Here is a 24,268-nt window from a genome sequence, read left to right on the forward strand (position 1 = left end):
CGCCCCTGCATCTGGTGCTCGGAGACGAAGAGCTGCTGGTCGAGCGCGCCGTGGCGGCGATACTGCGATCGGTGCGTGAGCGTGCTGGCAGCGACGACGTGTCGGTGAGTCGGGTGCGCGCGGGTGATGTCGACGCCTACGAACTGGCAGAGCTGCTGAGCCCGTCACTTTTCGCCGACGAGCGGGTGGTGGTGCTGGAAGCCGCGGGCGACGCGGGCAAGGACGCGGCCAACGTCATCGCCGCGACCGCCGCCGACATCCCGTCCGGCACCGCGCTGGTCGTGGTGCATTCCGGTGGTGGGCGCGCCAAGGCCCTGGCAGGCCAATTGCGTGACCTCGGCGCCGTAGTCCACCCCTGCGCCAGGATCACCAAAGCCAGCGAGCGCGCCGAGTTCGTTCGCGGTGAGTTCCGCTCGCTGGACGTCCGGGTTGACGACGACACGGTCACCGCGTTGCTCGAGGCGGTCGGCTCCGACGTCCGTGAGCTTGCATCGGCGTGTTCGCAGCTGGTCGCCGACACCGGCGGCCACGTCGACGCCGCCGCCGTGCGCCGCTACCACAGCGGCAAGGCCGAAGTGAAGGGCTTCGACATCGCCGACAAAGCCGTGGCCGGCGACGTGGCCGGAGCAGCCGAAGCGCTGCGGTGGGCGATGATGCGTGGCGAGCCGCACGTGGTGCTCGCCGATGCGCTGGCCGAAGCGGTTCACACCATCGCCCGGGTTGGGCCGCTCTCCGGTGACCCGTACCGGCTGGCCGCGGAGCTGGGCATGCCGCCCTGGCGGGTGCAGAAAGCCCAACGCCAGGCCCGGCGGTGGTCGCGCGGCAGCGTGGCCGCGGCGATGAAACTGGTCGCCGCGCTCAACGCCGACGTCAAGGGTGCGGCCGCCGACCCGGAGTATGCGCTGGAGGCCGCGGTGAGGACGGTTGCCGAACTGGTCGCCAAGGGCCGCTGAGCAGACGCAAAGGCACCCGGTTTCGTGCCGAAACGGGTGCCTTTGCGTCAGCTCGCCGGCGGCTAGTCAGAGCTTGTTATAGGCCCGCGCCAGCGCCGACTTCTTGTTCGCCGCCTGATTTTTGTGGATCACGCCCTTGGTGGCCGCCTTGTCCAGTTTGCGGCTGGTCGAGACCAACAGCTCGGCGGCTTTGTCTTTCTCGCCGGCCGCGACGGCCTCACGAAACTTGCGGATCGCCGTGCGAACCGACGATTTCACCGACTTGTTGCGCAGTCGTCGGCGCTCGTTGGTGCGATTGCGCTTCGCCTGCTGTTTGATGTTGGCCACGCGCCAGTTCCTTCGTCGTTCTCGAGCGGATTCGTGGGAGTCGCGGTTTGCCCAAACCTGTGGGCAACGACGAGACAGGGTATCAGCCGGTCACGCGTTCTCTCAAAGCGGAGGGCCTTGGCCTGCGGAAACGGCGTTGGTGGTGCACCATGTCATAGGTGGGCGTTCGTACTCTGCCCGCCGAGACCAGGCGGAATTCGCGCAGCCGGTCGCGCCCGTCGAAGCGATACCAGGGCATTTTCGACGGTTATAACAGCCCGGGCAGCTACGTCACCGCCTTCGACGAGATGTTCGACGGCCAAGGCAATGTCCGCGCGCCCTACAAGGGGATCTACGCCGAGCTCGCTCCGTCCGACGCGTCAGAACTCGAGGCGCGCGCCGAGGCGCTGGGCCGCGCGTTTGTCGATCAGGGCATCACGTTCTCGCTGTCAGGCAAGGAACGGCCGTTTCCCCTCGACCTGATCCCGCGGGTGATTTCAGCTGCCGAGTGGGCGCGACTCGAACGCGGCATCACCCAGCGGGTCACAGCGCTGGAGATGTATCTCGACGACATCTACGGCGACCAAGAGATCTTGCGGGACGGCGTCATCCCGCGCCGACTCGTCACCTCCTGCGAGCACTTTCACCGCCAGGCCGCCGGCATCGTGCCGCCCAATGGGGTTCGCATCCACGTCGCCGGCATCGACTTGATTCGCGACCAGCGCGGCAACTTCCGAGTCCTCGAAGACAACCTGCGCTCGCCGTCAGGCGTGTCGTATGTGATGGAGAACCGGCGCACCATGGCGCGGGTTTTCCCAAACCTGTTCGCCACCCACCGGGTACGCGCAGTCGACGACTACGCCGCGCACCTGCTGCGCGCGCTGCGCAACTCCGCGGCCACCAACGAGGCCGACCCGACCGTCGTGGTGCTCACCCCGGGGGTCGCCAACGCCGCGTACTTCGAGCATTCGCTGCTGGCCCGGCAGATGGGTGTCGAACTTGTCGAGGGCCGCGACCTGTTCTGCCGCGACAACCAGGTGTATATGCGCACCACCGAAGGCGAGCGCCAGGTCGACGTCATCTACCGCCGCATCGACGACGCGTTTTTGGACCCGCTGCAGTTTCGTCCGGACTCGGTGCTCGGGGTGGCCGGCTTGCTCAACGCCGCCCGCGCGGGCAACGTGGTGATCTCCAGCGCCGTCGGCAACGGGGTCGGCGACGACAAACTCGTCTACACCTACGTGCCGACGATCATCGAGTACTACCTCGGCGAGAAACCGTTACTGGCCAACGTGGATACTCTGCGCTGCTGGCTGGACAACGAACGTGAAGAGGTGCTGGACCGCATCGACGAACTGGTCCTCAAACCGGTTGAAGGGTCCGGCGGATACGGGATCGTTTTCGGCCCAGACGCCTCCCAGCACGAACTTGCGTTGGTGGCCAAGAAGATTCGCGACGACCCGCGCGGCTGGATCGCCCAGCCGGTGATGCAGTTGTCGACGGTGCCGACCCGGGTCGGGAACAAACTCGCCCCCCGCTACGTCGATTTGCGCCCTTTCGCGGTCAACGACGGCGACGAGGTGTGGGTGTTGCCGGGCGGACTGACCCGGGTCGCCCTCTTGGAGGGCTCCCTCCTGGTCAACTCCAGCCAGGGCGGCGGTTCGAAAGACACCTGGGTGCTCGCCCCCCGCACGTCACCGGCGCATCGCGAGCTCGGCGCGGCTGAGATCGTGCGGTCGCTGCCTGGGCCGGCCACCGGGCCTGACGGCGAGACGGCCGTCGACGGCGCCTCGTCACAACAGCGCCGACAGCCGCTGCTGGCACGCCAGCCGCAGGATCAGCAGTCGCAGCAACAGTAAAGGCGGGCAAAGAATGCTGGCACGAAACGCCGAGGCGCTGTACTGGATAGGCCGCTACGTCGAGCGCGCCGACGACACCGCACGCATTCTCGATGTGACCGTGCACCAACTGCTCGAGGACTCCAGCGTCGACCCCGACCACACCTCCCGGGTATTGCTGCACGTGCTCGGGATGGAGCCACCGGAGTCGGAGTTAGACGTCTGGTCGCTGACTGATTTGGTGGCGTTTCGCCATAACACCCAAGGAGGCTGCTCCATCGTCGACGCGATCTCGGCTGCTCGGGAAAACGCACGCTCAGCGCGGGAAGTGACGTCCACCGAGATCTGGGAATGCCTGAATACCACTTACAACGCACTCGCCGAACGCGAGCGGGCAGCCAAACGCTTTGGGCCGCATGACTTTCTATCGTTCGTCGAAGGTCGTGCAGCGATGTTCGCGGGTCTGGCCGACTCGACGCTGTCCCGTGACGACGGCTACCGCTTCATGATGCTGGGTCGCGCGATCGAACGTGTGGATATGACGGTGCGGCTGTTGCTTTCACGCGTAGGGGACAGCGCGTCATCGCCGGCGTGGGTGACGGTTTTGCGCTCAGCCGGGGCGCACGACACCTACCTACGCACCTACCGCGGCGTGCTGGACGCCAACCGGGTGGTCGAGTTCATGCTGTTGGACCGGCTTTTCCCGCGCTCGATCTTCTTCTCGCTGAAGGTGGCCGAACACAACCTCGACGAGCTGCTGCGTCACCCGCAGAGCCGGGTCGGTGCGACCGCGGAAGCCCAGCGGCTGCTCGGTCGGGCCCGCAGTGAACTCGAATTCCTGCAACCGGGTGCGCTGCTCGAGTCGCTGGAGTCCCGGCTGGCCGGCCTGCAAAACACCTGCCGCGAAGTCGGAGACGCGTTGGCGCTGCAGTACTTTCATGTCGCGCCGTGGGTGGCGTGGTCCGATGTGGGTCAACGTCGCCCACAGCCGGCCGTGCGGGGGAAGGCCTGATGTGGCGGATGCGGGTGGTGCACACCACGGGCTATGCTTACCCTTCGCCGGTTACCGCGTCGTATAACGAGGCCCGGCTGACACCGCGGTCGGACACACGGCAGAACGTGATTCTCAACCGCGTCGAGACGGTGCCGGCTACCCGGTCATACCGCTATGTCGACTACTGGGGCACCGCAGTGACCGCGTTCGATCTGCACGCCCCGCACAGCGAACTGACAGTCACATCGTCCTCGGTTGTGGAGACGGACCGTCTCGAACCGCCGGCCGAGAAGGCGAGTTGGGCCCAGCTACAAACCGAGGCGGTGGTCGATCGGTTCGACGAGGTGCTCGTCCCGACCGGCTATACCCCGGCGAGCAGACGCGTTGCCGCCGTGGGCAGGAGGATCGCCAAATACCATGAGCCGGGCGATGCTGTCGTTGCCGCCGCCCGGTGGGTGCGCAGCGAACTGCGCTACCTACCGGGTACTACCGGCGTGCACTTCTCGGGACTAGACGCGCTGCGTGAGGGTATGGGGGTATGCCAGGATTTCGCGCACTTGTCGCTGACTTTGCTGCGCAGCATGGGAATTCCGGCGCGATACGTGTCCGGATACCTGCATCCCGACCGCGACGGTGTGGTGGGGCAGACGGTGGACGGGCAAAGTCACGCGTGGATCCAGGCGTGGACCGGGGCCTGGTGGGACTATGACCCGACGAATGACACTGAGATCAACGAGCAGTACATCAGTGTGGGAGTGGGCCGCGACTACTCGGACGTGTCGCCGCTGAAAGGCATCTACTCCGGGGAGGGTGCGACCGACCTCGACGTGATCGTCGAGATCACCAGACTGGCTTAGCCCCGGCCTCGCATTTTGTTGAGCAGAGGAACGACCCGTCCGCCAAATCGGTCGGGTGGTGGCCTGGGGCGCTGTTCTCGCCGGGCCCGGCCGCCTGGTGAACGGGTCCGGCGCGCTTGGCTGTCGTGGCGCCCTCCTGCACTGACGAGTGGTAGTCAGCGATGTCCCTGATCCGCTGCTGTGGCAGCTTCCTGACGAAATCCTAAGAATCACAGTGTGCACCAATGCATCTGCTCCGCAGGCCAGCTCGTGGAGGCCCTCGCATGGCACCGTGTCGCCGGCCAGGCTAATTCAGAGGTTTCACTTCACCATGCCGCAGGGTTCACGCAAGCGATGCGGCCGACTGGCGCTGCCCACTGTGGTTTTCCCACAACGTTTTTGACATGGCACATCTGCGTGGGCGAGATCGTCGTTGACTTAGCGCATTTAAAGTGTTTAGGGTGGCTGAAGTCCCTGCTTGGAGGGGACACGTGGGGGGTTCTCGAATTTGCGCCCGGGGTTGTTGGCTGAGCGCACCCCAACCGCGGTACTAGAACCACGAGGTGAAACCGATTGGAGGGCTTCATGAGCCACAATGCATACCACCGGCGACGCGGTATCGCTGTCGGCCTGGGGATCGCTGCCGGCGCCGTCCTGGCCGCCGGGCTCATCCCGCTGGCGGCGGCGTCGCCCGGGCCGACGACCATGATTTCGACGGGTCCGCCGGTACGTCGGCGGGCGGGTCAGCAAGTGTCACCGGGCCGTTCGATATTTCGGGTGGTAGTTCAGTAGGTGGGTCGGGCAGGCTCGGCGATAACGGCGGCCGTCTGTCCACTGGAGGTTCCGATAATTTCGGCGGACCGCTGGGGTCTTTCCGCGATTCCGCTGGCCTGGACACGGGCGTTGCGTTCCCGGGCTTCTGAAACGAACACGCTGGTTATCCGGTGAGTCAGCCGCCCGGTCGCGCGTTTCGGTGCCGGGCGGCTGTCTTCGCCGCTGTGGCCGCATCCGGGTAGTGCTTCCACGCCCAGCAAGAACGCGTAGCCTGATGTGAACCACCTCACAACCGGCGGGAGGCGCTATGCGAATTCGGGACGTGTTGCGGAACAAGGGCGCGGCGGTCGTGACCATCAATCCCGATGCCACGGTCACCGAGCTGCTCGCCGGATTAGCCGAGCACAATATCGGCGCCATGGTGGTAGTCGGACCAGATGGGCTGGAAGGGATCGTGTCCGAACGTGACGTCGTGCGCGAGCTGCACAACCACGGTTCTCGCGTGCTCGCTTGGCCGGTGTCGAAGATCATGACGTCGGTGGTGGCCACCTGCACCAAGTCCGACACGGTCGATGCCATCAGCGCGCTGATGACCGAGAATCGGGTGCGGCACGTGCCGGTGGTCGAAAACGGGGAGCTGGTCGGCATCGTCAGCATCGGCGACGTCGTCAAGACCCGCATCGACGAGCTGGAAGCCGAGCACGCGCAGCTGCAGTCCTACATCACCCAGGGCTAAGGGCGCCGCGGGCCGGTCAGCTCCACGAGTATTCGGCGCGCAGCCGCGTGGCCACGACCTCGAAGACGTCGCGATCTAAGACCGCGCCCTCGCGGCGGATGCTCGCCTCGGGCACGTCGAGTACCCGATCGAGGCGAACCCAGCTTGGTCTGCCGGTCTCGTCCCAGCTACCGGCCCCGATCCCGACCCAGTTCGGATCGTCGGCATGGCTTTCCTGGCTGGAGAGCATCAACCCGAGCAAGGTTCGCCGGTCGCGGCCGACCACCAGGACCGGACGGTCCTTGCCTCGGGTCGGGTCGTCCTCGTAAACCACCCAGGTCCACACGATTTCGCCGGGATCGGCACGCCCGTCCAAATCCGGCGCATAGACGAGCTTGCGGGCCCGCTGCGCGGTGGGCACACTGCGGCTGGTCACGGGCCGGCCTTCGGTGATGGCCGCAGGCGGTTGGGGGATGCTGCCGCTGATGACGTCAAGGCCGAACTTGATACCCCGCTGGATGCCAGGCGAGTTATGCAGCTGGCGGATGAATTTCGGGGCCTCGTTGAACACGAGGTGTTCCGCCATTCGCTGCAACGTCCTCCACTGTGACGCCATGTTCGCAGGATAAGACCGCCCGCCGCGATTGTGTCGTCGCGACCGCGCCTCGATACGCTGGACGTACCTGCGCATTGCGCGTAACCCGTCGTACCAGGAGATTCCCATCAGCAGCTTCGCCGACCAGACCTTCACCGCGCCGGCGCAGATTCGGAATTTCTGCATCATCGCCCACATCGACCACGGCAAATCCACGCTGGCCGACCGGATGCTGCAGCTCACCGGCGTGGTCGACGAACGCTCCATGCGTGCGCAGTACCTGGACCGGATGGACATCGAGCGTGAACGCGGCATCACCATCAAGGCGCAAAACGTGCGCCTGCCCTGGCGAATCAGCGGCGGGCCGGACGCCGGAAAAGAATACGTGCTGCATCTGATCGATACCCCCGGCCACGTCGACTTCACCTACGAGGTGTCGCGGGCGCTGGCGGCCTGCGAAGGCGCGGTGCTGCTGGTCGACGCCGCACAGGGCATCGAGGCCCAGACGCTGGCCAACCTGTATCTGGCACTGGACCGCGACCTGGTGATCATCCCGGTGCTCAACAAGATCGACCTGCCCGCCGCCGACCCCGACCGCTACGCCGCCGAGATCGCCCACATCATCGGCTGCCAGCCCGCCGACGTGTTGCGGGTGTCCGGCAAGACCGGTGAGGGGGTGGCCCATCTGTTAGACGAGGTGGTCCGGCAGGTGCCGCCGCCCCGGGGCGACGCCGACGCCCCGACGCGGGCGATGATCTTCGACTCCGTCTACGACACCTACCGCGGCGTGGTCACCTACGTGCGGGTGGTCGACGGCAAGATCACCCCGCGCGAGCGGATCGCGATGATGTCCACCGGCGCCACCCACGAACTGCTCGAGGTGGGCATCGTCTCCCCGGAACCCAAGCCCACCGCCGGACTCGGGGTCGGGGAGGTGGGGTATCTGATCACCGGCGTGAAGGACGTTCGCCAGTCCAAGGTCGGCGACACCGTCACCACCGCGCGCCACGGCGCGACCGAACCGCTGACCGGTTACCGCGAACCCAAACCGATGGTGTATTCGGGCCTGTATCCGGTCGACGGCTCGGAGTACCCCGCGTTGCGCGATGCGCTGGACCGGCTACAGCTCAACGACGCCGCGCTCACCTACGAACCGGAAACCTCGGTGGCGCTCGGTTTCGGATTCCGCTGCGGCTTTTTGGGATTGCTGCACATGGAGATCACCCGCGAGCGGCTGGAACGCGAATTCGACCTCGACCTGATCTCGACCTCGCCCAACGTCGTCTACCGGGTGGTCAAAGACGACGGGACGGAAGTCCAAGTGACCAATCCGTCGGATTGGCCGTCGGGCAAGATCCGCACCGTCTACGAGCCCGTCGTGAAGATCACCATCATCGCGCCCAGCGAATTCATCGGCACGATCATGGAGCTGTGCCAGTCGCGCCGCGGAGAACTGGGCGGCATGGACTATCTGTCCCCGGAACGTGTCGAGCTGCGCTATCGCATGCCCCTGGGCGAGATCATCTTCGACTTCTTCGACGCGCTGAAGTCACGCACCCGCGGCTACGCCAGCCTGGACTACGAAGAGGCCGGCGAGCAGGAAGCCGAGCTGGTCAAGGTCGACATCCTGTTGCAGGGCGAGCCGGTCGACGCGTTCAGCGCGATCGTGCACAAGGACGCCGCGGCCGGCTACGGGCACAGGATGACCGCCAAGCTCAAAGAACTCATTCCCCGTCAGCAGTTCGAGGTGCCGGTGCAGGCGGCGATCGGCTCGAAAATCATTACGCGAGAAAATATTCGGGCGATACGCAAAGATGTGCTGTCCAAATGCTACGGCGGTGACATCACTCGCAAACGCAAACTGCTGGAAAGGCAGAAGGAAGGCAAGAAGCGGATGAAGACCATCGGACGGGTCGACGTGCCGCAGGAGGCGTTCGTGGCGGCACTGTCGACCGACGTCGGCGGTGACAAAACCAAGAAGTAGCGATCCCCGGGGAGCAGCGCGCGTCGACTTGACGGGTCGAACGAAATCCGTTACAAGACTCGAACTGCTGTGCACGCGAGAGGGGCACCACGCGCATGCATAACGTCCGCAGCATCGGGACGATTGTGACGTGTCTGCTGGCCGCGCTGCTCGGCGCGGGCTGCAGCGTCGTCGTCGGCGGCGCCGGACGACCGGTGGCCGGGATAGCACCGCGCCCGGTCACCGGGGTGACGATCGAGCAGGCGTTGCTGGGCACCGCTGAGCTGGAAAAACTGCTCGACCAGTCGGTAAGGGCTCTGCAGCCGCCCCGCTACGGGGCGCGACCAAGTTGTTTCGCACCCTGGTGCCGGGCCCCAACGATTGTCTAGGGGTGCTGGCCGAAATGCAGTCGAGCAGCTACCGATCCGCCGACGTCCGCGACGTGGTCTGGGAGAGCTGGCTGGACGGGCGCAGCGCTTTCGCTGGCGTGGTCGCGGTCGACGAAGGCGTGGTCGCGTTGCCGACGGCCGCCGAGGCCGACGCGCTGTTCGCGACGTTCGCCGAGCAGTGGAGCCGCTGCGACGGCAAAGCCGCAACCTACCGCGACCAGACGTACCGGATCACCGACGTGCGCGTTGCCGACTCGGTGCTCGCGGCCACTCTGCAAACTTCGCCCAGCCCGATCGCACGGGCCATCGGGGTTCGGGTGAACTGCCTCGTCGAGGTCAAGGTTCCGTTTTCTGCCGACGTTCGCTCGACCCCGGACCCGGCCCCGGGCGACCCGGAAACCCGGGCCATCGCCATTGCGCGGCGGATGATGGACAAGATCAGCGACCTGAGCTGACGCGGCCGGGCGCTACATGGGTGCGTTGGCCGGCTGGAAAACCCCGGTGCCGTCGGCTTCTTCTTCGGCGCGGATCACGTGCACTACCGCGTTGATCAACGCCAGGTGGGTGAACGCCTGCGGGAAGTTGCCCAGATGACGGCCGGTGCGCGGCTCGAGCTCCTCGGCGTAGAGGTACAGCGGGCTGGCAAACGACAACAGCCGCTCGCACAAATGCTTGGCGCGGCTGACTTCCCCGATCTCGACCAGCGCCGACACCAGCCAGAACGAGCAGATGGTGAAGGTGCCCTCAAGCCCGGTGAGCCCGTCGTCGGTCTCCTCAACGCGGTAGCGCAACACCAAGCCCTGTTCGGTGAGTTCGTCGGCGATGGCCAGCACGGTGTTGCGCACCCGGGGGTCATCGGGGGGCAAAAACCGGGTGAGCACCACCATGAGCAGCGACGCATCCAGCGCGTCGGCGCCGTAGTGCTGGGTGAACACGCCCTTGGCATTGACCCCGTGCTGGAGGATGTCGGCCTTGATCTCTTCGGCGATCACCCGCCACTTCTGCGCGTAGGCCTTCTCGCCCTGCCGCTCGGCCAGCTTGGCGCCCCGGTCCAGCGCCACCCAGCACATCACCTTCGACGAGGTGAAATGCTTGGGTTCGCCGCGCACCTCCCAGATGCCGCGGTCGGGCTCGCGCCAGTGCGCCGCCGCCTCTTCGACCTGCTTTTTGAGCACCGGCCACAGTGTCTCGGGGACCTGCTCACGCGAGCGTGCGTGCAAGTAGAACGAGTCCAGGATCGCACCCCAGATGTCGTGTTGGTTTTGCTTGTAGGCGCCGTTTCCGATCCGGACCGGGCGGGCGTGGTCGTATCCGGACAGATGGGGCAGCTCTTGTTCCTCGAGGATGCGTTCGCCGCCGACGCCGTACATCACCTGCAACGGATGGCGTTCTCCATTGTTGGCGCCCGAAACGTCGGCGATGAACGAGAAGAAATCGTCGGCCTCACGATCCAGGCCCAGGGTGTAAAGCCCCCACAACGCGAACGTCGAATCGCGAATCCACGCGTAGCGGTAGTCCCAATTGCGCTCGCCCTGCGGGGTTTCCGGAAGCGAGGTGGTGCTTGCCGCCAGCAGCGCGCCGGTGGGCGAGTAGGTCAAGCCCTTCAACGTAAGCGCACTGCGCTGCAGATACGCCCGCCACGGGTGGTCGGGGAAGTTGCCGATGTTGATCCACTGCCGCCAGCATTCCGTGGTCTGCCACATCTTGTCGGCGGCCTCCGCGTATGTCTGCGGGGCGGGGTGTTTGGACCAGCTCAAGGCGACGAACACGTCGTCACCCTCTTTGAGCCGGGTGCGTGCCCGCGCTTCGCGGCCCTCCAGCCCGATGCGCAAATTGGTAGTCAGCCGAAGCGTCGGATGAGCATCGGGATCCGTTTTGGCGCTGGCGACGGCCTCACCGTAGGCGTCGGCCGAATATTCCCACGTCGCGCTGATGCGGTGGTAGTCGAACGCCGGCTCGCAGCTCATCATCAGCTCGGCGGTGCCGCTGACACAGCGCACGGTGCGCAGCAGGATATGCTCGGCGTCCCAGTCCATCGGCGTGCGGCGATGGGTGCGCGATCGCCGATCGATGTCGTGCCACGGCCCCATCACCAGCGCGTCACGCACAATCAGCCAGCCGGTGTGGGTTTGCCAGGTGGTCTCCATGATCAGGCTGCCGGGCAGATAGCGCCGCGCCGAAGGCACCGACACCCCATAGGGGCCGAGCCGGAAATGGCCGGCGTTACGGTCCAGGATCGCGCCGAACACGCTCGGCGAGTCCGGCCTCGGCACGCACAGCCATTCCACCGAGCCCGCCGGCGAGATCAGGCACGTCGTTTCGCAGTCGGACAAAAACGCGTAGTCGGCGATCGGCGGGAACGGGTTGCGCAGCGATCCGCCCGCCGTGACCGGTACCGGCGACGTGACGGTGAGGGGCGCGACGAAGGTCTGGTCAGCGGCCTCGTCGGCGGACTCGGCGTGCAGGACCATGCCGATATCATCATCTGCCGGGCAGCCGGCGTCCACTTGCCGCGGGGTGTGTCAGCGCTTGGCAAAAGCCGGGGCGTGTTCGGGGCGGATGCCCACCCCGACGAGAAAGGCTGGCAGCGCCGAAAGCCACGGCAGCCGATCGACCAGGCTGAGCACCGCCGACTGGGTGGGGTCCTCACCGCGAAGGATCGGGTCGACCACTTGCCGGTGAACCACCCGCTGCATCGTTTGGGTCACGGCGGTGGGCAACGCGCGGCGGCGGCGGACTGCGGCGAGGTCGCGGGCGGTCACCCGGTGCCGCCGCAGCGGGCCGGCCAGCAATGTCGCTGCGGCGACGGCGTCCTGGACCGCGAGATTGATGCCGACACCTCCCGCCGGCGACATCGCATGTGCGGCATCACCGATGCACAGCAGCCCGTCGGTGTGCCACCGACGCAGCCGATTGATCCGCACGTCGAGGTGCTTGACGTCGTCCATGGACGTCAGCGCGTCCACCGACTCGGCCGCTTCGGGCACCAGCTCGGCGACGTCGCGGCGGAACGCTTCGATACCTCGTGCACGCAACTGGGGGTCGGCGCCCTTGGGCCCGAGGTAAGCGATCTGGAAATAGCCCTGCCGGGGAATCAGCAGGAGCGCCTTGCCGTGGCCGATGCGGGGCAGCAAGGAAAACTGCGCCGACCGCTGGTGGGGTAACCGAAACCACCACACGTCGAAGCGCACCGGATATTCGCGTCCCGGCAGCGCGGCCTCTCGCCGGACGACCGACCATCGGCCGTCACATCCCACGGTCAACTCGGCGCTCAGTTCACCGGCTCCGCCGGGCCCCTGGTAACGCACCCCGGCAACCCGGCCGCCCTCCCGCAGCAAACCGGTGGCTTCGGTGCGCATCCGTAACGTGAACGTCGGCTCGGTCTGCGCGGCTTCGGCAAGCAGGTTCAGCAGGTCCCACTGCGGCACCATCGCGATGAAGGGGTGGGGTTGGCGCAGCCGTTCGAAGTCGACGTAGGTCACCGTGCGCCCCCGTGATACCACCGTCGCGTTGCGGACCTCGCTGTAGGGCAAGGCCGCGAAGCGCTCCCAGAGCCCCAGCTCGTCGAGCAGCCGCAGCGTGGGCGGGTGCACGGTGTCACCGCGGAAGTCGCGCAGGAAGTCACCGTGCTTCTCCAGCAACGTGACCTCGACGCCCGCGCGGGCCAAGAGCAGCCCGAGCACCACTCCGGCCGGGCCGCCACCGACGATCGCGCAGGTGGTTTCTTCGCGCATTGGGGACATCCGCTGAGGTTACGTTGGTTGTCCGACGTCGCGGCGAATAGGGTGAGCTCGGTGGACGGGTTCCTGAGTTGGTGGGACGGCGTCGAGCTGTGGTTGTCCGGGCTCGGCTTCGTGCTGCAGACCATCGTGGTGATGCCCGTCGTGCTGGCGCTGGCCTACCTCATCGCGGTGGTGCTGGACGGGGTTTTGGGTCGAGGCATCCGGCTGATGCGTCGGGTCCGCCATGACGGGGATTCCCGATGATCGGCAAAACCGGGATGCCGCGTTCGCATGTGACCTTGGTGCTGGTCGTGTTGGTGGTGCTGGTGATCGTCACCTGGTTGCTGACGCGCTGACACGCATCTGAACGGGCGGCGCGTGGATGCCTTCTGTTAGGCTTCGCGCCATGCATACAGCGTCCGGCAACCGAGCGTGCTATATCTTGGCGCTCATTGCTGTGGGGAATTGCGCTGTGGCCGATATCCACTGTTGTCGCTGACATCCCTACCCCGGCCCGCGGTCCGGCGCCGAGCCCGTGAACATCGCTGATTACTGATTCCGGACTCCGAGAAGCCTTTCCGCAACAGGGGACTCGTAATCCAAAGCCGCATGGGAAGGTCGCCAATGTTCAGCAACGCCGTATGCGCCTCACGCTGGCGGCATGTTGTTGGATTCACGACTGTCGCGAGCATTGTTGTCGCGTGCCACGGCGGCGCCAGTGACGTCGTCGGGGGTGCCGCGGCCAACGCGCATACCAGCATCACCCTGGTCGCCTACTCGGCGCCAGAACCGGGGTGGAGCAAGGTAATTCCCGCATTCAATGCGTCCGAACAGGGCAGGGGCGTGCAAGTCATCACCTCGTACGGGGCATCCGGCGACCAGTCACGCGGCGTGGTCGACGGGAAGCCGGCGGATTTGGTGAACTTGTCGGTCGAACCCGATATCACCCGACTGGTCAAGGCGGGCAAGGTTTCCAAGGACTGGGACAAAGACGCCACCAAGGGCATCCCATTCGGGTCCGTGGTGACCCTGGTGGTGCGCGCGGGCAATCCCAAAAAGATCAAGGACTGGGACGATCTGCTGCGGCCCGGTGTGGAAGTCATCACCCCAAGCCCACTGAGTTCAGGGTCGGCCAAATGGAACCTGCTGGCCCCGTATGCCGCCAAAAGCGGCGGTGGCCGGAATAGCCGGGCGGGCCTCGACTTTGTCAACAAACTGGTGAGTGAACATGTGAAACTGCGGCCGGGATCGGGCCGCGAAGCCACCGATGTCTTCGTCCAGGGCAGCGGTGACGTATTGATCAGCTACGAAAACGAAGCCATCGCCACTGAGCGTCAGGGTAAGCCGATCGAGCACATCAACCCGCCGCAGACCTTCAAGATTGAAAACCCGCTGGCGGTGGTGACCACCAGCAGCCACTTGGACACCGCGACCGCGTTCAAAAACTTCCAGTACACGGCTGAGGCGCAAAAGCTTTGGGCGCAAGCCGGTTTCCGACCAGTCGATCCCGCGGTCGCCGCGGAGGTGCGAGACCAGTTCCCGGCACCGGTCAAACTGTGGAACATCACCGACCTCGGTGGCTGGGACGTGGTCGACCCGCAGTTGTTCGACAAGACCACCGGCAGCATCAGCAAGATCTATATGAAGGCCACGGGATGACGACTACGATCACGCCCGACCCGGAGGCGATCCGGCCCGAACTCGACCACCACGCTGATCGCGGGCTGAGCCGGCCCGACCTGCATCAAGCCAGCGTGTCGCTGCGCGTCGGGGTAGCGGTGGTATGGCTGTCGGTAATCGTGCTGTTGCCGCTGGCCGCGATCGGCTGGCAGGCCGCCGGTGGCGGTTGGCGGGCTTTTTGGTTGGCGGTGACCTCCAATGCGGCGCTGGACTCGTTTCGGGTGACGCTGACGATTTCAGCCGGTGTCACCCTGCTTAACCTGCCGTTTGGCCTGCTTATCGCGTGGGTCCTGGTGCGCGACGACTTTCCGGGCAAGCGGCTTGTCGATGCCGTCATCGACCTGCCGTTCGCGTTGCCCACCATCGTGGCCAGCCTGGTGATGCTGGCACTCTACGGGCCGCACAGTCCAGTAGGTGTGCATCTTCAGCACACCGCGTGGGGTGTGGGGGTCGCGCTAGCGTTCGTGACGTTGCCTTTCGTGGTGCGGGCCGTGCAGCCGGTGCTGCTCGAGATCGACCGCGAGACCGAAGAGGCGGCTGCATCGCTGGGGGCGAGCAGCCCGACGATCTTCTTTCGCGTGGTGCTGCCCTCGCTGACTCCGGCATTGTTATCCGGTGCGGGGCTGGCCTTTTCGCGTGCAATCGGCGAATTCGGGTCGGTGGTGCTTATCGGCGGCGCGGTGCCGGGCAAAACCGAAGTGTCCTCGCAGTGGATCAGGACACTGATCGAGAACGACGATCGCACCGGCGCTGCCGCGATATCGATTGTGTTGCTGGCGATCTCATTTGTCGTGTTGTTCGCCCTGCGCACCTTGGGAGCCCACGCAGCCAAACGGGAGGAGCTGGCCGCATGACGCTCTCGCCGTGGGTTCGCCGCCTGATCCGCGGGGTGGCGCTCGGGTATGTGTTCGTGTTGGTCATTGTCCCGGTGGCGGTGATCCTGTGGCGGGCATTCGCGCCCGGGATTGGCCAGTTCTTCGCCTACGTCAGCACTCCGGCCGCGGTGTCGGCGCTGCACCTGTCGTTACTGGTGGTGGCGATCGTCGTGCCGCTGAACGTGATCTTCGGCATTCCTACGGCGTTGGTGTTGGCGCGCAACAGGTTTCGCGGCAAGGGTGTGCTGCAGGCCATCATCGACCTGCCATTCGCGGTCTCACCGGTGATCGTGGGTGTGGCGCTGATCGTGCTGTGGGGCTCGGCCGGTGCACTGGGCTTCATCGAACGAGACTTCGGGTTCAAGATCATCTTCGGTCTGCCCGGCATCGTGTTGGCCAGTGTCTTCGTCACGCTGCCGTTCGTGATTCGCGAGGTCGAACCGGTGCTGCACGAGCTGGGCACCGACCAGGAGGAGGCGGCGGCGACACTGGGTTCCAACTGGTGGCAGACGTTCTGGCGGATCACTTTGCCGTCCGTCCGGTGGGGACTGACCTACGGCATCGTGTTGACCATCGCTCGCACATTGGGGGAATACGGCGCAGTGCTCATGGTGTCCTCGAACCTTCCAGGCACCTCGCAGACGCTGACCCTGTTGGTCTCCGACCGCTACAACCGAGGCGCTGAATACGGTGCCTACGCGTTGTCAGTGCTGCTGATGACGGTCTCCGTGGTGGTTCTCGTGTTTCAGGTCGTCCTCGATGCGCGCCGCGTACGAAAGGAGGTGCCATGACTGACGCGATCATCGTGGCCGGTGCCTACAAACGCTACGGCGATTTCGTCGCGCTCGACGACGTGGACTTCACCGTGCCCGCCGGCTCCCTGACCGCGCTGCTGGGTCCAAGCGGTTCTGGCAAGTCGACACTGCTGCGTACCATCGCCGGTCTCGACCAGCCCGACCGCGGCACCATCACGATCAACGGTCGCGACGTTACCCGGGTGCCGCCGCAACGACGCGGGATCGGCTTCGTGTTCCAGCACTATGCGGCGTTCAAGCATCTGACGGTGCGCGACAACGTGGCGTTCGGGTTGAAAATCCGCAGGCGTCCTAAAAGCGAGATCACCAAGAAAGTTGACAACCTGCTCGAGATCGTGGGGCTGAGCGGATTCCAAAACCGTTACCCCAACCAACTTTCCGGTGGTCAACGTCAGCGGATGGCGCTGGCCCGCGCGCTGGCCGTCGACCCACAAGTGCTGCTGCTTGACGAGCCGTTCGGTGCACTCGACGCGAAGGTCCGCGAGGACCTGCGCGCGTGGCTGCGTCGGCTGCACGACGACGTGCACGTCACCACGGTGCTGGTGACCCACGATCAGGCCGAGGCGCTTGACGTGGCTGACCGCATCGCCGTGCTCAACAAGGGTCGCATCGAACAGGTGGGATCGCCGACCGAGGTCTACGACACTCCTGTGAACGCGTTCGTGATGTCGTTCCTGGGCAAAGTCTCCTCGTTGAACGGCACCCTGGTGCGTCCACACGACATCAGGGTCGGCCGCCGCCCCGATATGAAAATCGCCGCCGGCGACGCCGCCGCGGAGGCGGCCGGGGTCATCCGAGCCACCATCGACCGGGTCGTGATGCTCGGCTTCGAGGTGCGCGTCGAGTTGACCAACGCGGCTACTGGCAGCCCGTTCACCGCCCAAATCACCCGCGGCGACGCCGAGGCGCTCGGCCTGAAGGAGGGGGACACCGTGTACGTGGCGGCCACCCGGGTTCCGCCGATTGCCGACGACGTGCCGGTATCCAGCGCCGAGGCCTTGACCTAGGACTGTTAGGCCGCCAACCGGTCAGCGGTCAGCGCTTGGTCGAAGCGATCCAGCACGGTCTCGGCGACCAGCCGGTGGGCACCAAGCGGGGCGGCCATCGGAATGCCGCCGTCTTGGGCGAACTCACGCACCCGGTCGACCAACCGTCCCGGCGCCAGCACCCACGGCGCGATCACCAGCCGACGCGCCCCGCGGCGCCGCAACTCGCCGACAGCGTGTGCCAGCGATCTGGGCCTGGTGGCAAACGCTGTCGCGGCACCTGCCCAGCAGGTGCCCGCCGCCAGCCTCGGCGCCACGGACGAGGTGCGCGCGTTCGCATCGACGCACGACGAGCCGATAGCCACCACGAGAACGCCGACTTCGCTGTCCAGTGGGGAAACCCCTGCGTCGCTGAGTCTTTCGCGCAGCACCGCTAGTAGGCGCTCGTCTTGGCCGAGGACATCGGCTTGGCGCACATCGGCAAAACCGGCGATTTGTCGTGGTATGTCGACGCGAGCGTGGTAGGCGTCGACCAACAGCAGCGGGCTGACAACGGCACCCGGCGTCAGCACGTCGACCAGGCGCGGCGAGGTGAGCTCGCAGAACGCCACCCGCACGTCCAGACCTGGCCGGATGTGCCGCAACCGGCGCGCGACAGCGCGGGCATTGGCGGCCGCGCGAGGATCCGCGCTGCCGTGTGCGGTCAATACGAGTGTGGTCACGACGCGTGCAGCCCGCATTCGACCTTGCCGGTCCCCTTCCAGCGCCCGCTGCGCGGGTCGGCGCCGTCGACCGGCTTGGCCGTGCACGGGGCGCAGCCGATCGATGGATAGCCTTCGTAGACAAGGGGATTGACCAGCACATCATGCTCGGCGATGTAGTCGGCCACGTCCTGGTCGGTCCAGGCCGCCAGCGGGTTGACCTTCACCAGCTTGAACTGCTCGTCGAAGCTGATCAACGGGGCGTTGGCGCGCGTCGGCGCCTCGACTCGGCGCAGCCCCGTCACCCACGCTGCGTAACCGCGCAACGCCTTGGCCAGCGGGGCGACCTTACGCAGCCGACAGCACTCGTTGGGGTCACGCGCGAACAGGTTCTTGCCCAGCAGCCGGTCCTGCTCGGCCACGGTGTGCTCCGGAGTGATGTTGAGCACGTGCACGTCGTAGACGGCCTCGATGGCGTCGCGGGTGCCGATCGTTTCCACGAAGTGGTAGCCGGTGTCCAAGAACAGCACCGGCACACCGGGGCGGACTTTGGCGGCCAGATCCACCAGCACGGCGTCTTGCATGTTGGAAGCCACGACATAGTTGCAGGTCGCCCAGCCTCGGGGCCCGTTGACGCCGCCGAAGGTTTCGTCGGTCCACTGCAGTAACTCGGTGGCGCTCGCGCCGTCCAACTCGGCGGCGCCGCGCGCCGCCAGCTCGCGCAGCCGCGCCTCGGTCCAGGTTGTCGAATCGCTCATCGCAGATCATCCTCATCGGCGCGCATGGCCCACTGTGCGAACCGCTCGCCTTCGTTGCGGTGTTTGACGAAGTTGCGGACCACCCGGTCGATGTAGTCGCCAAGCTCGTCGGCGGCGACCTTATGCTGGCGCAACTTTCGCCCGAAGCCGCTGTCGGCGCCCAGGCTGCCGCCCAGATGCACCTGAAAGCCTTCGACCGATCCACCGTGGCCGTCGTCGATCATCTGGCCTTTGAACCCGATGTCGGCGACCTGGATCCGCGCGCACGAGTTCGGGCAGCCGTTGATGTTCACCGTGATCGGCACATCGAGTTGGGAGTTGATGTCCTCCAGGCGTTTTTCCAACTCAGGAACCAAAAGCTGTGCACGACCTCGGGTTTCGGCAAACGACAGCTTGCAGAACTCGATACCACTGCACGCCATGAGGTTCCGGCGCCAGTGCGACGGCCGCGACGGCAGCCCCAGCGCGTCCAGACCGGTGACCAGTTCGTCCAGCTTGGAGTCGGGCACGTCGAGGATGATCAGCTTCTGGTAGGCGGTGAACCGGGCCCGATCCGAGTCGGCGCGCTCCATGAGGTCGGCGACCGCCGACAGTTTCGTGCCGGTGACCCGCCCGGCGATCGGGGCCACGCCGACCGCATTGAGGCCGTTCTTCAGCCGCTGCACGCCGACGTGGTCGATCGGGTGGTTGACCGGTTCGGGAGGCGGACCGTCGATGAGCGGCCGCTTGAGGTACTCGGTTTCCAGCACTTCCCGGAATTTCGGTATGCCCCAGTCCTTGATCAGGAATTTCAGCCGGGCCTTGGAGCGCAGCCGCCGGTAGCCGTAGTCGCGGAAAACCGCGGTCACCGCTTCCCACACGTCGGGCACCTCGTCGAGCGGCACCCAGGCACCGACCCGCTGGGCCAGCATCGGGTTTGTCGACAGCCCGCCGCCCACCCACAGGTCCAGGCCCGGCCCGTGTTCGGGGTGCCGCACCCCGATGAAGGAGACGTCGTTGATTTCGTGCGCGACGTCCTGCAGACCCGAGACCGCGGTCTTGTACTTGCGGGGCAGGTTGGCGTACTCCGGGTTGCCGATGTAGCGGCGAATGATCTCCTGAAGGGCCGGGGTAGCGTCGAGCACCTCGTCGAGCGATTCACCGGCCAGCGGTGAACCGAGCATGCCCCGGGGGCAGTCGCCGCAGGCCTCGGTGGTCTGCAAGCCGACCGCGGCCAGCCGTTGCCAGATTTCGGGGACGTTCTCGATTTCGATCCAGTGGTACTGCAGATTCTCTCGGTCGGAGATGTCGGCGGTGTCGCGGGCGAACTCGGTCGAGATCTCGCCCAGGGTTCGGACCGCAGCAGCCGAGAGTGCCTTGCCGTCGGTGCGTACTCGCATCATGAAGTAGCGGGCCTCGAGCAGGTCGACGTTCTCGTCACCGGTCCAGGTGCCGTCGTAGCCCTCGGCACGCTGGGTGTAGAGGCCCAGCCAGCGGAACCGGCCGCGCAGATCGGTCTTGTCGATGCTGTCGAATCCGCGCTGGGCGTAGATGTTTTCGATGCGGGCCCGCACGTTGAGCGGATCGTCGTCCTTCTTGAGCCGCTCGGTGGCATTCAACGGCTCGTGATAGCCCAGCGCCCACTGGCCTTCAGCGCGGCCCCTAGAACGTGGGGGGCTGGGACGGGAAGTGGTCATTGGCGGGTTCTCCTTCGCGGAGGAGCCGGCGTGTGGACCGCGCACATCACCGGAGGCTGTCCCGGCGGCGCAGATCCGGCGGCCAGCTGCAAGTACAGGTGGGCGGGTCTACGACATCAAGGCCGGACAGCGACAGCTGCAGACACGCTTGAGATCGATGTGCCGACGCGCCACCAACGGAATACGGAATGAGCTGCGGTAGGCGACGGTCACCCGCCCATTGTGCCATACGTACCGGCGAGCCATGCGACCAGGCCGAACTTTTGCTCACAGTGAGCGAAATTACTCGCAGTCCCTTAATGCCACGTGAACGCGGCCCGCGAATTTCCTGGCAGGATCGGTGCTATGGCGCAGACGGTGCCTGTTGGCCTTCCGGAGGTGCGACTGGCACCCGGCGCACCGTTCGGCGTGTACGTGCACGTGCCGTTCTGTTTGACCCGCTGCGGCTACTGCGACTTCAACACCTACACTCCAGCCGAGTTGGGCGGGGTCAACCCGGACGCCTGGCTGAGCGTGTTGGGCGCGGAGCTGAAGCTGGCGGCTGCACGGTTGGGCGGGCCGACGGCGGACACCGTGTTCGTCGGAGGTGGGACGCCGTCGCTGCTGGGCGCCGAGCGACTGTGCGCGGTGCTCGAGATGGTGCGGGATCAGTTCGGGCTGGCTCCCGACGCCGAGGTCAGCACCGAGGCCAACCCGGAATCCACGTCGCCGGAGTTGTTCGACGCGCTGCGCAGGGCCGGCTATACCCGGATATCGCTGGGGATGCAGTCGGTGTCGCCGAGGGTGCTCGCGACGCTGGACCGGGTTCATTCCCCCGGGCGCGCGGTGGCCGCGGCCCGCGAGGCGCTGGCTGCGGGCTTCGAGCATGTCAACCTCGACCTGATCTACGGGACTCCGGGTGAATCCGACGACGATCTGCGGCGCTCGGTGGACGCGGCGGTCGAGGCGGGTGTCGATCATGTGTCGGCGTATGCGCTCGTGGTCGAAGAGGGCACCGCATTGGCCCGACGGGTCCGCCGTGGTGAGCTGGCCGCGCCCGACGGGGACGTACTCGCCCATCGCTACGAGATCGTCGACGCGTTGCTGCAGGGGGCCGGTTTCGACTGGTATGAGGTCTCCAACTGGAGCCGACCCGGCGGGCGGTGCCGGCACAACATCGGCTACTGGGATGGCGGCCAGTGGTGGGGTGCCGGACCGGGAGCCCACAGCTATGTCGGTATCACTCGATGGTGGAATGTCAAGCACCCCAATAGCTATGCAGTGTTGGTGGCCGAATCATCGCTTCCGGTAGCGGGTTTCGAAGAACTCGACGCGCAGGCTTTGCACACCGAAGACGTGATGTTGAAAATCCGCCTGCGCCAAGGCCTGCCGTTAAGGCTGCTGCGCCCCGAGGAACGGGAGCGCGCCGCGGTCGCCATCGCAGATGGTCTAGTGACGAACGAACGCGAGCGGCTGGTGCTCACCGACCGCGGCCGATTGTTGGCTGATGCGGTGGTGCGCACGGTGCTGGGTTGAAAGCTCAACCGCAGCCGGATGGTTGCGCTGCGGTTGCACGCTTGCCGGCGAACGATTTTCGTCGGCGTTACGCAACATTCGCAAAAACTGTCGGTTCAGGACACAAAATTATTCTTTTACAGTGGATTTACTTCGCAGATCGTCCTGCGTAGCGTGCGGTTCATGCGCATCCACGACGTGCGGACGCGGCGCAGCGTCGACGAATTCCCCCGCAGTGAACACCTGGCGTGGAAGATAGCCGAGGTAGCGGCGGACCCCGTCGCGGTGCCCACAGAGACCGAGGCGATGGTGATCAACCGTATCATCGACAACGCCGCGGTGTCCGCCGCCGCGGTTATCCGCCGTCCGGTCACCGTCGCGCGCGCCCAGGCGCTTGCGCACACCTGCACGAGCAGGGGTGCGCAGGTTTTCGGAGTCGACGGCAACTATTCGCCGGAATGGGCGGCCTGGGCCAACGGAGTGGCCGTGCGCGAATTGGACTTCCACGACACATTTTTGGCGGCGGAGTACGCGCACCCTGGCGACAACATTCCGCCGTTGGTGGCCGTCGCGCAGCATCTTGGAGTGGCCGGGGCGGACCTGATCCGCGGCATTGCGACTGGCTACGAGATCCAGATCGACTTAGCCAAGGGAATCTGCCTGCACGAGCACAAGATCGACCACGTCGCACACCTCGGCCCATCGGTGGCCGCCGGTCTGGGCACGATGCTTCGCCTCGATAAAGAGGTCATCTACTGCGCGATCGGGCAGGCACTGCATCTCACCACGGCAACCCGGCAGTCGCGCAAGGGTCGGATTTCCAGCTGGAAGGCATTCGCTCCGGCATGGGCCGGCAAGGTCGCGATCGAATCCGTCGACCGAGCCATGCGGGGGGAGGGCTCACCCGCGCCGATCTGGGAAGGCGAGGATGGGGTGATCGCCTGGCTGCTTTCCGGGCCCGAACACACCTACCACGTCCCGCTTCCCGAACGGGGTGAGCCGAAACGGGCCATTCTGGAGAGTTACACCAAGGAATACTCGGCGGAGTACCAAAGCCAGGCCCTCATCGACTTGGCCAGGCGGCTGCGTGAGCGTATCGGCGACCTCGACCAGATCGCGACGATCGCGCTGCATACAAGCCACCACACTCACGTGGTGATCGGCACCGGTTCGGGCGACCCGCAAAAGTTCGACCCGGACGCATCCCGCGAGACATTGGATCACTCGGTGATGTACATCTTCGCGGTCGCGTTGCAGGACGGCACTTGGCATCACGAACGGTCCTACAGCTGGGAGCGGGCGCACCGACCCGACACCATCGAGTTGTGGCGCAAGATCGCCACGGTCGAGGACCCTGAATGGACCCGGCGCTATCATGCGGTCGACCCGGCGCGCAAGGCCTTCGGCGCCCGCGCGGAGGTCACCCTCGAAAGCGGTGAGGTGATCGTCGACGAGGTCGCTGTCGCCGACGCTCATCCGTTGGGCGCCAGGCCATTTGAGCGCAAGCAATATCTGGCGAAATTTACCGAGCTGGCCGACGGCGTGATCGACAACGCCGAACAGCATCGATTCCTCACGACGGTTGATGGCCTGTCCAGGCTCGACCGAGGAGCCCTGAGTGCGCTCAACCTCAGGGTGAATCCTGAGGTGCTCGAAAGAGCGCCGACGATCCCCACGGGCATCTTCTGAAGAGCGGGCTCATCGCCAGCGGCGTGTCCGCGGCAGACAAGCGTGCCCGTTTCCGGGCCGCGCTGGAAAGCGGTCGGCTGCAACGGTTTCCCGGTGCTTCCTCACCGTTAGTCGCGAAACTCATCGCAGCGCTCGGGTTCGACGGGGTGTACGTGTCCGGTGCGGGTGCTTTCGGCCGATTTGGGCCTGCCCGACATCGGGTTGACCACCCTGACCGAAGTGTGCGCGCGGGCGCGCAGATCGCGACGTTGACGGCGCGCACCGTGACGGTACTGGAGGACGCCGGGCTGGCCGGCTGCCACCTCGAGGACCAAGTCAACCCGAAGCACTGCGGCCACCTCGACAACAAGTCCGTGGTGCCCGCCAGCGACATGGTAAAGCGCTTGCCGGCCGCGGTATCTGCCCGGTGCGGCCCGAATTTCGTCGTCTGCGCGCGCACCGGCACCGCTGGGGGCCATCGCAGCGGAAGGTTCCTGTTACCTGACCCCGAATCGGCCGACGATGGGGGC

At 65.9% G+C, this 24,268-nt stretch carries 25 protein-coding genes and 2 pseudogenes; 18 read left to right on the forward strand and 9 right to left on the reverse strand.

Annotation, left to right across the window (positions count from 1 at the left end; genetic code table 11):
- Positions 1-5 precede the first annotated feature (5 nt).
- Positions 6-953: a DNA polymerase III subunit delta gene (gene holA / locus MYXE_RS08910; protein ID WP_081485344.1), complete on the forward strand. Its 948-nt coding sequence runs from the start codon at positions 6-8 to the stop codon at positions 951-953.
- Between the two features lie 66 nt (positions 954-1,019).
- Here holA and rpsT read toward each other — a convergent pair whose 3' ends face one another.
- The gene (rpsT, locus tag MYXE_RS08915; protein ID WP_003921076.1) at positions 1,020-1,280 is read right to left on the reverse strand and encodes a 30S ribosomal protein S20; all 261 of its coding nucleotides are present in this window, start codon (positions 1,278-1,280) and stop codon (positions 1,020-1,022) included.
- Positions 1,281-1,438: 158 nt separating this feature from the next.
- On the opposite strand from rpsT, the gene MYXE_RS08920 reads away from it, so the two are divergent.
- Genes MYXE_RS08920 through MYXE_RS08930 form a run of 3 tightly spaced genes read left to right on the forward strand, consistent with a single transcriptional unit; the run spans position 1,439 to position 4,948 of the window.
- Positions 1,439-3,118, forward strand: a complete 1,680-nt coding sequence (locus tag MYXE_RS08920; RefSeq protein WP_003921077.1) for a circularly permuted type 2 ATP-grasp protein — start codon at positions 1,439-1,441, stop codon at positions 3,116-3,118.
- 13 nt (positions 3,119-3,131) lie between these two features.
- A complete protein-coding gene (locus tag MYXE_RS08925; RefSeq protein WP_003921078.1) occupies positions 3,132-4,109 on the forward strand; it encodes an alpha-E domain-containing protein in 978 nt (325 codons plus the stop codon).
- Positions 4,109-4,948 (forward strand): transglutaminase family protein, encoded by an 840-nt coding sequence (locus MYXE_RS08930; protein ID WP_085193519.1) that lies wholly within the window; start codon positions 4,109-4,111, stop codon positions 4,946-4,948. The genes MYXE_RS08925 and MYXE_RS08930 overlap by 1 nt, the downstream gene beginning before the upstream one ends.
- Positions 4,949-5,054: 106 nt before the next feature.
- Here the strand turns inward: MYXE_RS08930 and MYXE_RS24350 are convergent.
- Positions 5,055-5,239, reverse strand: a pseudogene (locus MYXE_RS24350) (ribonuclease Z); the annotation flags it as partial.
- A 273-nt stretch (positions 5,240-5,512) separates the two neighbouring features.
- Between MYXE_RS24350 and MYXE_RS08935 the strand changes: the two are divergent.
- Positions 5,513-5,719 (forward strand): hypothetical protein, encoded by a 207-nt coding sequence (locus MYXE_RS08935; RefSeq protein ID WP_161552062.1) that lies wholly within the window; start codon positions 5,513-5,515, stop codon positions 5,717-5,719.
- 289 nt (positions 5,720-6,008) lie between these two features.
- Entirely contained in the window at positions 6,009-6,437 is a 429-nt protein-coding gene (locus tag MYXE_RS08940; RefSeq protein ID WP_003921081.1) for a CBS domain-containing protein, read from the forward strand.
- Between the two features lie 16 nt (positions 6,438-6,453).
- Here the strand turns inward: MYXE_RS08940 and MYXE_RS08945 are convergent, their stop codons facing one another.
- Positions 6,454-7,032 carry a type II toxin-antitoxin system PemK/MazF family toxin gene (locus MYXE_RS08945; RefSeq protein WP_039890182.1) on the reverse strand — a complete coding sequence of 193 codons (579 nt, stop codon included), beginning with the start codon at positions 7,030-7,032 and terminating at the stop codon, positions 6,454-6,456.
- A gap of 28 nt (positions 7,033-7,060) precedes the next feature.
- On the opposite strand from MYXE_RS08945, the gene lepA reads away from it, so the two are divergent.
- The 3 genes from lepA to MYXE_RS08960 all read left to right on the forward strand — a co-directional run bounded on the left by lepA (position 7,061) and on the right by MYXE_RS08960 (position 9,818).
- Entirely contained in the window at positions 7,061-8,995 is a 1,935-nt protein-coding gene (gene lepA, locus MYXE_RS08950; protein ID WP_415624465.1) for a translation elongation factor 4, read from the forward strand.
- Between the two features lie 95 nt (positions 8,996-9,090).
- The gene (locus MYXE_RS08955) at positions 9,091-9,363 is read left to right on the forward strand and encodes a hypothetical protein (RefSeq protein ID WP_161552063.1); all 273 of its coding nucleotides are present in this window, start codon (positions 9,091-9,093) and stop codon (positions 9,361-9,363) included.
- A gap of 2 nt (positions 9,364-9,365) precedes the next feature.
- Positions 9,366-9,818: a sensor domain-containing protein gene (locus MYXE_RS08960; protein ID WP_161552064.1), complete on the forward strand. Its 453-nt coding sequence runs from the start codon at positions 9,366-9,368 to the stop codon at positions 9,816-9,818.
- 12 nt (positions 9,819-9,830) lie between these two features.
- On the opposite strand, the gene MYXE_RS08965 is transcribed toward MYXE_RS08960, so the two are convergent.
- Entirely contained in the window at positions 9,831-11,834 is a 2,004-nt protein-coding gene (locus tag MYXE_RS08965) for a glycoside hydrolase family 15 protein (protein WP_085193590.1), read from the reverse strand.
- A 51-nt stretch (positions 11,835-11,885) separates the two neighbouring features.
- Positions 11,886-13,097, reverse strand: coding sequence for an FAD-dependent oxidoreductase (locus MYXE_RS08970; protein WP_003921086.1), 1,212 nt, complete (start codon positions 13,095-13,097; stop codon positions 11,886-11,888).
- Between the two features lie 60 nt (positions 13,098-13,157).
- On the opposite strand from MYXE_RS08970, the gene MYXE_RS08975 reads away from it, so the two are divergent.
- From MYXE_RS08975 to MYXE_RS08995, 6 genes are all read left to right on the forward strand, one after another.
- The gene (locus MYXE_RS08975; RefSeq protein ID WP_039890183.1) at positions 13,158-13,349 is read left to right on the forward strand and encodes a hypothetical protein; all 192 of its coding nucleotides are present in this window, start codon (positions 13,158-13,160) and stop codon (positions 13,347-13,349) included.
- Between the two features lie 142 nt (positions 13,350-13,491).
- Positions 13,492-13,584, forward strand: coding sequence for an Ms4533A family Cys-rich leader peptide (locus MYXE_RS25240; protein ID WP_363119575.1), 93 nt, complete (start codon positions 13,492-13,494; stop codon positions 13,582-13,584).
- A 125-nt stretch (positions 13,585-13,709) separates the two neighbouring features.
- Positions 13,710-14,744 carry a sulfate ABC transporter substrate-binding protein gene (locus tag MYXE_RS08980; RefSeq protein WP_085193514.1) on the forward strand — a complete coding sequence of 345 codons (1,035 nt, stop codon included), beginning with the start codon at positions 13,710-13,712 and terminating at the stop codon, positions 14,742-14,744.
- Entirely contained in the window at positions 14,741-15,619 is an 879-nt protein-coding gene (gene cysT, locus MYXE_RS08985) for a sulfate ABC transporter permease subunit CysT (protein ID WP_085193512.1), read from the forward strand. The genes MYXE_RS08980 and cysT overlap by 4 nt, the downstream gene beginning before the upstream one ends.
- The gene (cysW, locus tag MYXE_RS08990; protein ID WP_085193510.1) at positions 15,616-16,431 is read left to right on the forward strand and encodes a sulfate ABC transporter permease subunit CysW; all 816 of its coding nucleotides are present in this window, start codon (positions 15,616-15,618) and stop codon (positions 16,429-16,431) included. Before cysT ends, cysW begins: the two co-directional genes overlap by 4 nt.
- Positions 16,428-17,462 (forward strand): sulfate/molybdate ABC transporter ATP-binding protein, encoded by a 1,035-nt coding sequence (locus tag MYXE_RS08995; protein WP_003921091.1) that lies wholly within the window; start codon positions 16,428-16,430, stop codon positions 17,460-17,462. Before cysW ends, MYXE_RS08995 begins: the two co-directional genes overlap by 4 nt.
- Positions 17,463-17,467: 5 nt before the next feature.
- Here MYXE_RS08995 and MYXE_RS09000 read toward each other — a convergent pair whose 3' ends face one another.
- The 4 genes from MYXE_RS09000 to MYXE_RS25245 form a co-directional block, all read right to left on the reverse strand.
- Entirely contained in the window at positions 17,468-18,163 is a 696-nt protein-coding gene (locus MYXE_RS09000) for a sirohydrochlorin chelatase (RefSeq protein ID WP_003921092.1), read from the reverse strand.
- The gene (locus MYXE_RS09005) at positions 18,160-18,900 is read right to left on the reverse strand and encodes a phosphoadenylyl-sulfate reductase (RefSeq protein WP_003921093.1); all 741 of its coding nucleotides are present in this window, start codon (positions 18,898-18,900) and stop codon (positions 18,160-18,162) included. The genes MYXE_RS09000 and MYXE_RS09005 overlap by 4 nt, the downstream gene beginning before the upstream one ends.
- Entirely contained in the window at positions 18,897-20,576 is a 1,680-nt protein-coding gene (locus MYXE_RS09010) for a nitrite/sulfite reductase (RefSeq protein WP_039890184.1), read from the reverse strand. The genes MYXE_RS09005 and MYXE_RS09010 overlap by 4 nt, the downstream gene beginning before the upstream one ends.
- Positions 20,577-20,684: 108 nt before the next feature.
- Complete coding sequence (locus MYXE_RS25245) at positions 20,685-20,822, reverse strand: Ms4527A family Cys-rich leader peptide (RefSeq protein WP_415624466.1); 138 nt, start codon at positions 20,820-20,822, stop codon at positions 20,685-20,687.
- A gap of 99 nt (positions 20,823-20,921) precedes the next feature.
- Between MYXE_RS25245 and hemW the strand changes: the two genes are divergently transcribed.
- From hemW to MYXE_RS09025, 3 genes and pseudogenes are all read left to right on the forward strand, one after another.
- The gene (gene hemW / locus MYXE_RS09015) at positions 20,922-22,091 is read left to right on the forward strand and encodes a radical SAM family heme chaperone HemW (RefSeq protein WP_085193508.1); all 1,170 of its coding nucleotides are present in this window, start codon (positions 20,922-20,924) and stop codon (positions 22,089-22,091) included.
- Between the two features lie 162 nt (positions 22,092-22,253).
- Positions 22,254-23,759, forward strand: a complete 1,506-nt coding sequence (prpD, locus tag MYXE_RS09020) for a 2-methylcitrate dehydratase PrpD (protein WP_085193588.1) — start codon at positions 22,254-22,256, stop codon at positions 23,757-23,759.
- A pseudogene (locus tag MYXE_RS09025) lies at positions 23,756-24,211 on the forward strand (beta/alpha barrel domain-containing protein); the annotation flags it as partial. The gene prpD and the pseudogene MYXE_RS09025, both read left to right, overlap by 4 nt.
- Positions 24,212-24,268 lie beyond the last annotated feature (57 nt).

This window comes from Mycobacterium xenopi, assembly GCF_009936235.1.
GTDB classification, from domain to species: Bacteria; Actinomycetota; Actinomycetes; order Mycobacteriales; family Mycobacteriaceae; genus Mycobacterium; species Mycobacterium xenopi.